Annotated in this window: 11 protein-coding genes, 2 tRNA genes and 1 pseudogene; 8 read left to right on the top strand and 6 right to left on the bottom strand. The window is 30.3% G+C overall.

Annotated elements, in window-relative coordinates; translation table 11 throughout:
* Nucleotides 1-46 precede the first annotated feature (46 nt).
* Nucleotides 47-1,657, bottom strand: coding sequence for a DUF87 domain-containing protein (locus DMP16_RS05285; RefSeq protein ID WP_185957818.1), 1,611 nt, complete (start codon nucleotides 1,655-1,657; stop codon nucleotides 47-49).
* A gap of 123 nt (nucleotides 1,658-1,780) precedes the next feature.
* A complete protein-coding gene (gene hxlB, locus DMP16_RS05280) occupies nucleotides 1,781-2,410 on the bottom strand; it encodes a 6-phospho-3-hexuloisomerase (protein ID WP_069282568.1) in 630 nt (209 codons plus the stop codon).
* A gap of 271 nt (nucleotides 2,411-2,681) precedes the next feature.
* Here hxlB and DMP16_RS11350 point away from each other — a divergent pair.
* Together DMP16_RS11350 and DMP16_RS05270 are read left to right on the top strand one after the other, a co-directional pair.
* Nucleotides 2,682-2,976, top strand: a pseudogene (locus tag DMP16_RS11350) (hypothetical protein).
* Nucleotides 2,963-3,757 carry a hypothetical protein gene (locus DMP16_RS05270; protein ID WP_231961247.1) on the top strand — a complete coding sequence of 265 codons (795 nt, stop codon included), beginning with the start codon at nucleotides 2,963-2,965 and terminating at the stop codon, nucleotides 3,755-3,757. The pseudogene DMP16_RS11350 and the gene DMP16_RS05270 overlap by 14 nt, the downstream one beginning before the upstream one ends.
* Here DMP16_RS05270 and DMP16_RS05265 read toward each other — a convergent pair.
* Both DMP16_RS05265 and DMP16_RS05260 read right to left on the bottom strand, forming a co-directional pair.
* Nucleotides 3,723-4,625 carry a hypothetical protein gene (locus tag DMP16_RS05265; RefSeq protein ID WP_069282571.1) on the bottom strand — a complete coding sequence of 301 codons (903 nt, stop codon included), beginning with the start codon at nucleotides 4,623-4,625 and terminating at the stop codon, nucleotides 3,723-3,725. The genes DMP16_RS05270 and DMP16_RS05265 overlap by 35 nt on opposite strands.
* Nucleotides 4,626-4,651: 26 nt before the next feature.
* Entirely contained in the window at nucleotides 4,652-5,035 is a 384-nt protein-coding gene (locus DMP16_RS05260) for a hypothetical protein (RefSeq protein ID WP_069282572.1), read from the bottom strand.
* A gap of 2 nt (nucleotides 5,036-5,037) precedes the next feature.
* On the opposite strand from DMP16_RS05260, the gene DMP16_RS05255 reads away from it, so the two are divergent.
* Both DMP16_RS05255 and DMP16_RS05250 read left to right on the top strand, forming a co-directional pair.
* Nucleotides 5,038-5,283: a hypothetical protein gene (locus DMP16_RS05255; protein WP_069282573.1), complete on the top strand. Its 246-nt coding sequence runs from the start codon at nucleotides 5,038-5,040 to the stop codon at nucleotides 5,281-5,283.
* A gap of 374 nt (nucleotides 5,284-5,657) precedes the next feature.
* Nucleotides 5,658-5,732: transfer RNA gene (locus tag DMP16_RS05250), tRNA-Val, on the top strand.
* A gap of 422 nt (nucleotides 5,733-6,154) precedes the next feature.
* Here DMP16_RS05250 and DMP16_RS05245 read toward each other — a convergent pair.
* Nucleotides 6,155-6,250: transfer RNA gene (locus DMP16_RS05245), tRNA-Lys, on the bottom strand.
* Nucleotides 6,251-6,390: 140 nt separating this feature from the next.
* On the opposite strand from DMP16_RS05245, the gene DMP16_RS05240 reads away from it, so the two are divergent.
* The 4 genes from DMP16_RS05240 (at nucleotide 6,391) to DMP16_RS05225 (ending at nucleotide 10,236) form a co-directional block, all read left to right on the top strand.
* On the top strand, nucleotides 6,391-7,608 hold the full coding sequence (locus DMP16_RS05240; protein WP_069284608.1) for an anion transporter: 1,218 nt from the start codon (nucleotides 6,391-6,393) through the stop codon (nucleotides 7,606-7,608).
* Between the two features lie 194 nt (nucleotides 7,609-7,802).
* Nucleotides 7,803-8,471, top strand: coding sequence for an A24 family peptidase C-terminal domain-containing protein (locus DMP16_RS05235; RefSeq protein WP_185957819.1), 669 nt, complete (start codon nucleotides 7,803-7,805; stop codon nucleotides 8,469-8,471).
* 39 nt (nucleotides 8,472-8,510) lie between these two features.
* Nucleotides 8,511-9,188, top strand: a complete 678-nt coding sequence (locus DMP16_RS05230; RefSeq protein WP_231961248.1) for a cobalamin biosynthesis protein CbiG — start codon at nucleotides 8,511-8,513, stop codon at nucleotides 9,186-9,188.
* Between the two features lie 226 nt (nucleotides 9,189-9,414).
* On the top strand, nucleotides 9,415-10,236 hold the full coding sequence (locus tag DMP16_RS05225) for an ABC transporter substrate-binding protein (protein ID WP_069282574.1): 822 nt from the start codon (nucleotides 9,415-9,417) through the stop codon (nucleotides 10,234-10,236).
* Nucleotides 10,237-10,461: 225 nt separating this feature from the next.
* Here DMP16_RS05225 and DMP16_RS05220 read toward each other — a convergent pair whose 3' ends face one another.
* Nucleotides 10,462-10,944, bottom strand: coding sequence for a hypothetical protein (locus tag DMP16_RS05220; RefSeq protein WP_255446806.1), 483 nt, complete (start codon nucleotides 10,942-10,944; stop codon nucleotides 10,462-10,464).
* Between the last annotated feature and the right edge of the window lie 54 nt (nucleotides 10,945-10,998).

The following is a 10,998-nucleotide window of genomic DNA, read 5'->3' as shown; positions in this document are numbered from 1 at the left end:
ATACGAACCCGACTTCGGGGCAGTCAAGGGACTAGATACCCCTTCATTATTTCATGAATAATGCTAGACCTACGTTGTCTAAATAAATATTAGCTAACTCTCCTAAATCCTCTATGTTTTGGGTCGCCATAATTATTGATATGCCATGACCTCTTCCTCTCTTTATCAGATCTGCTACTATTGGGTAATCTTCGTTCTCTGCCTTAAGTATAGTCCATGCTTCATCAAGTACAATAAACACCTTAGGTATATCAAATACGTTATCTAACGAAATTTTATTATATATTTCATATAAGAAAGTATAAATTATGAGCCTTCTAATTTCTTCGTTTTTTATGGTTGTTAAATCAACTACATTAATCTCCTTCTCGTTAATGCTATTAACTAGTGGTATAAGATCTAGATCATCGAGAGCTGAAAGAATGTTTACAATTTTACTAATATAATATCTTAATTGAATGTCATCTATTTCATTAAAATACTTTTCCAAATCTTTCCATCTTAATCTATATCTTAATAGTCTGTTTTCTAATAATCTATTCAGATATGTATAAATTACGGATGATTGTAATTTAGTTAATCTGAACGAATTGTACAAAATTCTCTCTATTTGTAATAATCTTGCTGTAATAGGAATTACACCTTCATATAATAATCCCAATTTATACATCAAAGGATTTATAATATTAATTGGTACTCTATATTTTAAAAGCCTATACTTAATATCGCCTTTAATATCAAATAGTATTATTGTTCTATCATAAATTATGTTTAAAAGAGTGGAAAGGCGTATTAAGAACTCAGTTTTACCTGAGCCAGTTGGCCCAGTAACTAAAATATGAGTATTTTCACTCTCTGTTAAATTCCATAAAATTAAACTATTATTATCCAAATCCTTTCCCAATAGAACTCCATGATTCATCAAAACGTGTTTAGGCTGTTTCTCTATAGAGAAAGGAGTGATATATGGTAATTGTAAAGGTAAAGCTACTTTAGTAGATAGGATCTTTTTGTCGAAAAAATTCTTCGTGAGTCCCTTTATCTCATTTATGCTGGCAAATCTACTTTTTATACCTAGACCTTCTAAACCTTGTTTGATAGTATTGGCAAGTGCTAATGCTTCCGATTTATTTTTGGCGTTGATTATAACATATAATTCATATTTAAACGGGATTTCCTCTTTTTCTACTCTAGAGATTATATTCTGTATTAGTTCCAATTTTCTTTTAGCTTTTTCATTTGAAGGGTCATTCTCTATCACTATTCTCAACGATTGAGCTCTTTGAGACAAGCTTTCTAAATAGTTATTTTTGTCTATATGCTCCTTTCTCAATAAAATAGTTACATCTTTAGCTATATCTAATATTTTGTAAAAAGATACTATTTGTGACTTAAGGTATACATCATTATAGTCTCTATAGTTAGTTAAAATATCATCTATTATGAGTACAGCATTAGCCTTTTTATCGTCATAAAAAACTCCATTATCTATCACATAATATGAAGAAGTTTGAGAGACATAACCTTTGAAAACGTAGAAAATTCTATCATGAAATTGTATTATTAGTAATATCATTAGTAAAACCACGATTAAATATAAGGCTCTGTAGATGATAATAAGACCTACTAGAAATATTATTACTAATAATATAGACAATTTTGTAACGTCAAGTCTCATGAGATGTTGTAAAACTATTAATTAGAGTGAGGTGACAGAAAATAATAAAAATAAAAGACTAACTTTTACCTTAAAAAGTATTAGTAAAAATGTGTAATTTATCTATAATTCGATATTAGCGTGAACTACTCTCAAATCTTCCTCTGTTTTCTTCAACCTTATCATTAATTCCGCTACTACCCCATCAAGAAATATTTGAACAGTATCTTCAAAAAGTGTGCCCAAAGGAGCAAGTGGCTCTGTTATCCCTAAAATTTGTCTCGCAAAATAATCTTCGTTTTGAGAGTATTTAGTTCTTCCAGGGACCTCAACTACTATATCAGCTATCTTAGAAAGTGGACTATCGTTATAACTTGTTATTGCGATTAGCTTTGCTCCAGCTTCCTTAGCAGCTTCGGCAGCCGTTAATATTAATTTAGTTCTCCCTGAACCAGAAATCGCGATAACTATATCGTTTTTACCTATAGCTGGTACAATTGTCTCACCTAATACATAAGAATTATATCCTAAGTGTAGAAGCCTCATTGCAAATGCTCTACCAACTAATCCGCTTCGCCCAGCTCCCATCACTAAAACTTTACCTGCGCGATTATTTTTATAGAAATTTTCAAGCTCAGATATCATTTTATTGACTTGCTCTGCCCTTATGGCTCTAGTAGCCCTAATAATAAATTCTGCAATATCGTACATGGTTTTAAGAGAAAGAGGATAGTCATCAAGTGATGATGACAATATTATACCGCCAAGATAATCTTCTTTCTTAAGATTATTTAAACATTTCTATCTGATGAGAGATATGTTGATACAAATCTTATCACCATTCGGAAAATATATGATACTATTAAACTTGTATAAATAATTAACAATGGTATTATATAATCGAAGGATAAAGTAACTTATTATACGCTCGTGCGATTTCTCCTAAGTAAAGCATTATATATAAGTCCTATTACTCACGAGGCCCAATAATATATATTTTATAACAATATATAACATTATAATAATGTCGTCAAGATGGTTGCCTAAATGGAAAAAATTAGACATAGAAGTCAATAGCAAGAAGATTGACGTGTGTTTTGATGAGATTACCAAACTTTATGCTTGTCCTCTATGCTCTCCGTCTTGTTTAAAGGGAGGGTTACAAGACTATAGCACGTACTTTTTTTAATTTAGATGATTTAAAACGGCATATTATTTCTCACAAGGAGGCTTTCTGGCTAAAGAAGAAAAGAGTCTTAGAAGAGGAAGAAGAGGAAGGTAAAATATCAGTTGGTGAGGAGGAAAGTGAGGAAGAGTAAAATTAAAGTGCTTATAGTTGGAGGTCTCACAATAGACGAGATTAATGGTAATAATAAACCAGGTGGGTCACTTATATATTCTTCGTTAGGTGTGTTAAGAGCCGGTGGAGTTCCTAGCTTGTACGGTTTAATAGGTAAGGATTTGGATTTGAAGCAATTGAATTTTATATCTGATTTTGAAAAATATTTTCTTATAGATGATTACACAATAAAATTTAGAATCCTGCTTATGCCAAATAGTAACAAAAGTTTAGTATTATTAAGGAAGCCTAAAGTGCAAATAAGTAATCTTGGTAATATTAATGCAGACGGTGTGATAGTAAATCCGGTTTGTAAGGAAGTCGATCTAAATAATCTAAATACGAGTTTACCTGTTGCACTAGATATACAAGGTCTAATAAGGAATTGTATAGAGAACGAATATATCAAGTACGAGAGTGATGTAAAAATACCTTATAATAAAAATTATATGATAATACATCTAAATTATGAGGAGTTTACCTCAAGCAAATTGACGTTAGATTCTCTATTCAAAACTGGTTTTAAGGAGGTAATCATTTCAGATGGTTATAATGGTTTTGTAGTTTATACTAACACTGGAGAAAGCCATACCTTCAAACCTAGTAAAATAGGTAATAATAATGTAGGAAATGGAGATTTTCTTTTAGGATCTTACTTTACATTAAGGTTAAGTGGATTAAATATTAGTCAAGCTACCGAAATTGCGGGTAAATTAACAGAGGAATTCAGCAGCTCTGAATTCTCTTTATCGTTTCAATAATGCTATAATTTTTCCATTCCCCTAATCTTCCACAATTTATAATATTATTTTCTATATTATCAGGGAATTCGCCGAGTAATATAGCTTCTGAAATTAATTTAGATCTAATTATCACTATATCATTAGGATGTATTATTTGCCTCCTCTTTACATCTAATAATACCCTCTCAATATCTATCTGCTTGATCTTGTTTTCATCAAAAAACGAATAAATATAGTATGCATCATAGTTATTTATAATGTCATTAAACTTGATTATCATCGAGAACGAATCAGCGTAATCTCCCGATAAATATATGTTCCATTTACTATCGCTAGATTTCCTAGGAGTGACAGCTAAAATAACTAACGCAGATATAAATCTTAGAGAAGTTATGTTATGATTCAATGCTTTTAGCAATCTCCTTAATGATGTTGTATTATATAATATATCATATTTTAGTGTATTGCCTTTATTAGTTATAACTTTTGAATTATTTATCCTTATGGGATACTCCTTAATTATCTTAAATTTCTTTGAAATATTCTCAAATATTTCCCATAAATTTTCTATAAGATATATTTTTCTAGTTTTCTCAAACATCATAATCCAATGTGGTAATTCATTACATTTCTCACAGATTTTATCCTTATAATGTTCATATTTTCTGTAGTATATATCTAAATCGTATTCTTTAAACATTAAATTAAAATTATTCAGACTAATAGTCTCATCAACTAATGGTGGAACTAAATGAATTTTAACTCCAAATACATCTTCAAAAGAATGAGTTCCCCCAATTATTGGTTGTTCTTCAAGTATAACATCTGGTTTAATCCTTTCACTGATTAATAAACCCGTTAGACCACTTCCTATTACTATCCTCATTTTTATATATGAAAAGTATCAAATGCTCAAATTAAAACTTCTGACAGTCCGGCATTTGGAGGAGTATCCCTGTGATAGAATTGAAAAAGTTCTACTTGATTATCTTTACCTTCAATAACGTTCTTATTATTAAATATATTTTTCAAGATGTCTTGTATTTGCTCATCCGAGTATCCCTCAAGCTGTATATACTTATCCTCTATTTGTATAAGTGGATAATACGAACCATATAGTATATCAAACTCCATATCAACGCTAAACTTATACATTTTTTGAAAATCATATATTGTCTTTAAAACTCCCATATCGCCATTTGGACCAAATATCACTTTGACGTTCATTTTATGATCTCTAAAATATGACTTAGGGCTCAGAATAATATAAAATCCTTTAGAATTAGTATTACTCACGTATGAAATCTTATCTAGGTACGTTAACAGCTTTACAAGAAGCAGGAGTGTACTTTTTTACTAATGATCTTGATGAAGCTAAAGTAGCGCTTCAAGAAGCTAGTATTTTATATAAAGGCTTAAAAGTGAAAATCCTTAACTTAGCAAACACTGAAGAACGGTTAGAAATAGTGGAAATTGATCCGGATATGGCATCAGAGAAAAGTGGATATGCAGTAGTAGTAAAGGTACCAGATATGCCAGTATAAATTAGTGAGAATAAGTCTCAATTTTATATCTACGTCATTTCTAATTTTTAATTTTACATAAAATATTAAAATTATAAATCTATTGAGAACAAAATCTTTATCATAAACTAGTTCATGAGTTGGATAATGTAGATTAATAATAATAAAAGTCCACAATATGATGCTGATTCTTTATCTTTCTCTAATATCCTCAAATTGTGAGAAATTACAATTCTTGTATACTTGTATTACTAAAACTATCTCAATTTGTTCTTATAATTTGTGGTAATACAAAAATTCTTTAACACGAATTGTTAGATAAAACTACAGAGCTTACTAAGTCACTTAACATTATGCATTAAAGTTAAAAATGTAATCCGACTTATGTTTAATAAGGGCCCGTCGTCTAGCCTGGTTAGGACGCTACCCTCACACGGTAGAGATCCGGGGTTCAAATCCCCGCGGGCCCATGTGGTGTTATGGGTACCTCCTAAGACCCATTTCTATTTTTTAATTTGATGAAAGTCGAAAAGTCTGTAATCAATTTCAATCTGTCCTCTTTATCATTATGATGAATAAACACCGTCAAATTGCTGTATAACTCAAACTTTGGTAGATAATACCGTATAGATAGGCTCACCTTAGCGTTTCTCTGCTTCTCTCTTCAATCCATGATGATCTTGTTATGTCAATGAAAATCACTGGCTAATATAAGGAATAATTACAAAGATATTTCTAAAACAATGCTTATTAATATTTATAAAACTCTAAAAATGGTAAGTATTCAATACATGTGTAGTTTATAAACATCAGCTAATAATTTTCGTTACAGTATTTTATTTGCCCTACTTTAGATATGATTTTATTAAAAGATCAATTTAACAAAATTGCGCGGGCCCGCCGGGATTCGAACCCGGGACCTACGGGTTGCTTTCCGCAACCCTCGCGGTTAAAAGCCCGCCGCTCTACCTGGCTGAGCTACGGGCCCAGCTGAAAAGTAGTAGTGAGAGTTGGTTAATTAATTTTTCTTCACTTTTTGTGGGATGAAGAAGTCATAAATTAGCTTGTATTCTAATGTATTAAGGTAGGGTGTTGAACTTGCTATCACAAGTTTTTGCATTAATTATAATGATAGTCACATATGGGCTTATAATAGCAAGAGGAATTACGAAAATTCCGCCGTGGGCGTCCATGTTTTTTGGAGGTATATTAATGATAGTATTTAACGTTATAACTCCAATCGAAGCATTAGAAGCAATAAATATGGACGTAATATTATTTTTAATAACACTGTTTACTTTTGCATCTGCATTAGAGGTTTCTGGTTTTTTAAAATTTTTAGCATATAAAATTATTGAAAGATATAAGGAACCAAATAAAATCCTTTTCTATATTTTACTATACTCTGGCATATTGTCAAATCTGGTAACGAATGATGGAATATCGGCAAGCTGGACTCCAGTAATCTTAGAAGTAAGTAACATGACAGGAATTAATGAAATACCTTTTTTATACGCATTAGCAGTAGGAGTGACGATCGGAAGTGTCATAATGCCAACCGGGAATCCTCAAAATCTATTGATTGCATTAGAATCTGGAATTAAAAATCCCTTCACAACATTTGCCAAATTCCTACTAATCCCTACTATTATTAGCATTTTTATCGCTTATTTAATACTTAATCGTCTTTTCAAAAATTTCCTAAAAGATAATGGAATAAATATAACGATTATAAAAGATAGTGATATAAATTTTGATAAAAAGCTAGGATACCTCTCCTTATCATTACTTGGTATTACTGTTATTCTATTTTTTACACTAAGCTTATTTAAAATTGACATCATCTTAGGTTCTTTATTGACATCATCAATCTTAATTTTAATCTCAGCCAAAAGGCGAGAAATAGTAAGACGAATGGATTGGTCAACTATATTATTTTTTATAGGTTTATTTATGTTTACTGAAGGAATAGTAAAGTCTGGAGTAATAAATTACCTTTATAATATTCTTCCATCACCTACTAATATAGGGAATATAATGATAGTTAGCATAGTGTTAAGTCAAGTTTTAAGTAACGTGCCTCTTGTAGCAATATATATACCGCTAATGGTTTCACATGGTGCAAATTCGGTAATTGATTGGATAGCACTAGCTGCAGGAAGCACTATAGCTGGTAATTTTACACTTTTGGGTGCGGCTAGCAATGTAATAATTTCTGAAGCATCAGAAAGCAGAGGTGGAAAAGGTTTTAATTTTATCGAATTTATGAAATATACGATTCCAATTCTCATACCTAATGCTATAATTATTTATTTGTTTTTGATATTTTTTAATAGATTTATATAATCATTAAAAGGCCTACAGTGTTCTTGGACTGTAAGCAATATAAGGTTTAGCGAAGAATTTAAGTATTAGCGTGGATAATGAAATAATGAAGGGGTATCTAGTCCCTTGACTGCCCCGAAGTCGGGTTCGTATGAGAGGGACGTCCTGCCGTGATAGGAATCTATTATTATATACAAGTTTCCCTAACTTTGATAATGCTAATTCATACATCAATTCTAGATTTAAAGTATAGGGAAGTAGATCCAAAAATATGGTTATATTATGTTCCGCTTTGTGTGTTTATCGTATTTGATTATCATTATTTATTTCTTCCATTATATCTATACTCTTTCGCTATTGTAAATGTACTTTTCTACTTACTATATAGATTTTCCTTAATAGGTGGGGCTGATGTTTTCCTTAATGTCATCCTAGGTTTATCAAATTCAACAGTTTTTCCTTTAGTAAGATCTCCTCTTTCAGTAATAGGATTAGAACCTCTGCTGATAGTGCTTTACGCTTCAGTTCTTATCCTCTTAGCTAGCGTTTTCAATTTTATTAAGCAATACAAATTTACTAGAAACTTACCGTTTTTAAAGAGGATAATCTTCGCACTATCTGCTAGAAGAATAAAGGTAAGAGATTTTATTAATTCCAAATTTTTATTTCCATTAACTACTATAAACGAAAAAGGTGAAGTTACAATAAGGGATTATTTCTCCATAGAGGAAGACGATAAGTACTGGAGAGATAAATATAGAAAATTAGTAGAAGAGGGTAAGGTTTCAGAGGACGATTATATATGGGTAGCCTGGGGAATACCCGTAATTCCATTTGTTCTTTTAGGCTATTTTCTATCAATAACTGTAGGCTTTCCTATTTAAATAAAACTATAAAAGACATATTTGAAATAGTATATTGCTTTGTATGTATCAAGAATATTAGTGGAGGGGTCAAACAAAGAATTAGTTAGACAACTTAAAGAACTATTTAATGAACTAGGATATTTTATTGTAGAAAAAGAGCCGGATGTAATAATTTCAGTTGGTTCCATTTATAGAACTTTAAATAAGTATTACACAAAATATAAGGACATTATTATAATAAATGTAACGGAGGATGGCAATAACGTGATCCCAATTTCAAGAGAATTAAGCGGAGGATCTTTTATAGGAGGTATAGTAGCGGATTCTTTGGGGGCAAATCTGACCTTAACGTCCTCAACTTCTATAAGAGGCTTGTATAGTATACAAGAATTTAGTTGGTTAAATGGATTTAATATTATAAAAAAATATAATAAGCTATTAAATTATATTAACCACAAACTAATAAAAAATGGTGTTATTAATATATATTCTGAAATATCAAGCTTAAAATATGTTCTTTATGACGGCTATACAGCTGTGAAAACTAAGGAAGAGGCAGATGTTATAATATCTAATAATAATTTAAATGATTCTCAGAAGTTAATTCTAAAACCATTTAAAATTTATGTAGGTATAAAGTATATTCCATCTATCCCTTTTGAGGTGCTAGTGTACTCTGTTAAGATGACTCTTAAGTCATTATATTTGATGAGTAATAGAATAGACTATATATAGTAGTTCCATCAAAATATGATGATAACATAAAAGATTTATCCAGATACTACTTGTCTAATATAATATATCTGCAAGAGAATATCGAAACATCTTGTCAAGATTTATTGAGACAAATTGATGTTAGAGTAATATTAAAGGAAACTAGGAGAGCTTTTGGTGTACTTACATGTTTAGGGATAAGATGAAAATATATATGTATAATAGTTAAGATGTGAATATTAGTCGTATGCAAATGAAGGTATATAATCCTCTTCTAGACGACTATATTATTATCCCTAAGCCTATAAACAGAATTGTTAGTATTGATCCTGCGTCGACTGAAACGATATTTTTGCTCGGGTATGGAGATAAAATAGTAGCTACTGATGCTTTTAGCTATAGGCCAGCTGAAGCAAAAAAGAAAATAAAGATAGGAAGTTATACTCATGTCAATCTAGAACTTTTAGAATCTCTTAAGCCTGATATAATTTTCTCCACAAATGGTGCTCAAAAGATATTAACTAAGAAGTTACTAGATTTAGGATATAACGTATATCCTATACCCTTACCTACTAGTGTATCAAGTATCTTATCTAATGTTCTTCAAATAGGCAACGTATTAGGGGAGTACGAAGGATCGAGGAAACTGTATATAAGTTTACTTAACACTATGCTTTCAAACATTGTCTATAGCTCTCTTAAGAAACCTAAAATCTACGTAGAATTTGATTTAGGCGGACCTATTACTATTGGGTTCCCTACACATATAAGTGACGCTATTAGTTTATTGGGCGGTAAGAATATATTTGATGATAATTCAGAGGCTTATTTCACACCCAAGGAAGAGGAAATATTGGAAAGAGATCCCGACATAATAATATATGAACCTAAAAAGTTATCTGAGTACGAGAAGGCAAGGTTTTACGATAGTATAAGAAGTAGGGGATTATCTAGCCTATTAAAAAAGCCTATATATTTTACTGTTGGCGATTATTTGGCTCATATGGGACCTAGTTTTGTGACAGATTCCATAAAGTGGCTTAAGTCAGTTATACTATCAACAACCTAAATTCCATTTTACGTTATCTAAGATTTTGCAGTGCAGTTATAAGATATGGATTGAGTCGGAATATTCTGAGATGTTGAATAACTTGGATATTGCCATTAAACTTTGATTTTTCTATATATATATGATAGCATTATATAAGATTTATTTAATTTAATATTTTTATTATTAATATTATTTATTTAATTTTCCTTATTTAATTAAATTGGCAAAAGTAAGAATTATGCCCTATCTTCTAAAGAAACCTTTTATCGCTGAATATATAGCCAAAATAAGAGTTATAGCCATGATTATTTCGTAAACTTCTCTTAACAAATTTATTCCAGAGTAAAATGAAGATATAAAGTTATAATTGAAAATTCCATAGTCAAATTTAGTATACTGTGACATATTATTTGAGTTTACTAGAAAAACTTTATAAAATCCTGGATTTAACTTTACTCCTATATACTCTTCTTGATTTGAGATTATTCTACCATCACTACTCACTATCGTGATATTCATATTAGATGAATTTTTGACAAATGCTATTAAAGTATTATTATATTGATTTATTGTAATGTTTATAACATTAATTCCAGTGTTAGCCGGAATTACGTCACTTTTCAAGTTTTTCAAATATACGTTACTAACGTATTTATAACCTGGATAGTAGTTTGGAATTTCTAAAAACAATCCTAGTACTATTAAAAAGATTATTAAGAGTATCACATAAGGATAAATAATTCAAAAGTTATAACTAATAAAGGCAATACACTAAAATAT

Source organism: Sulfolobus sp. B1 (genome assembly GCF_007050195.1).
In the GTDB taxonomy this organism is placed as follows: Archaea; Thermoproteota; Thermoprotei_A; order Sulfolobales; family Sulfolobaceae; genus Saccharolobus.
This window is presented reverse-complemented; position numbering and strand designations above follow the sequence as displayed.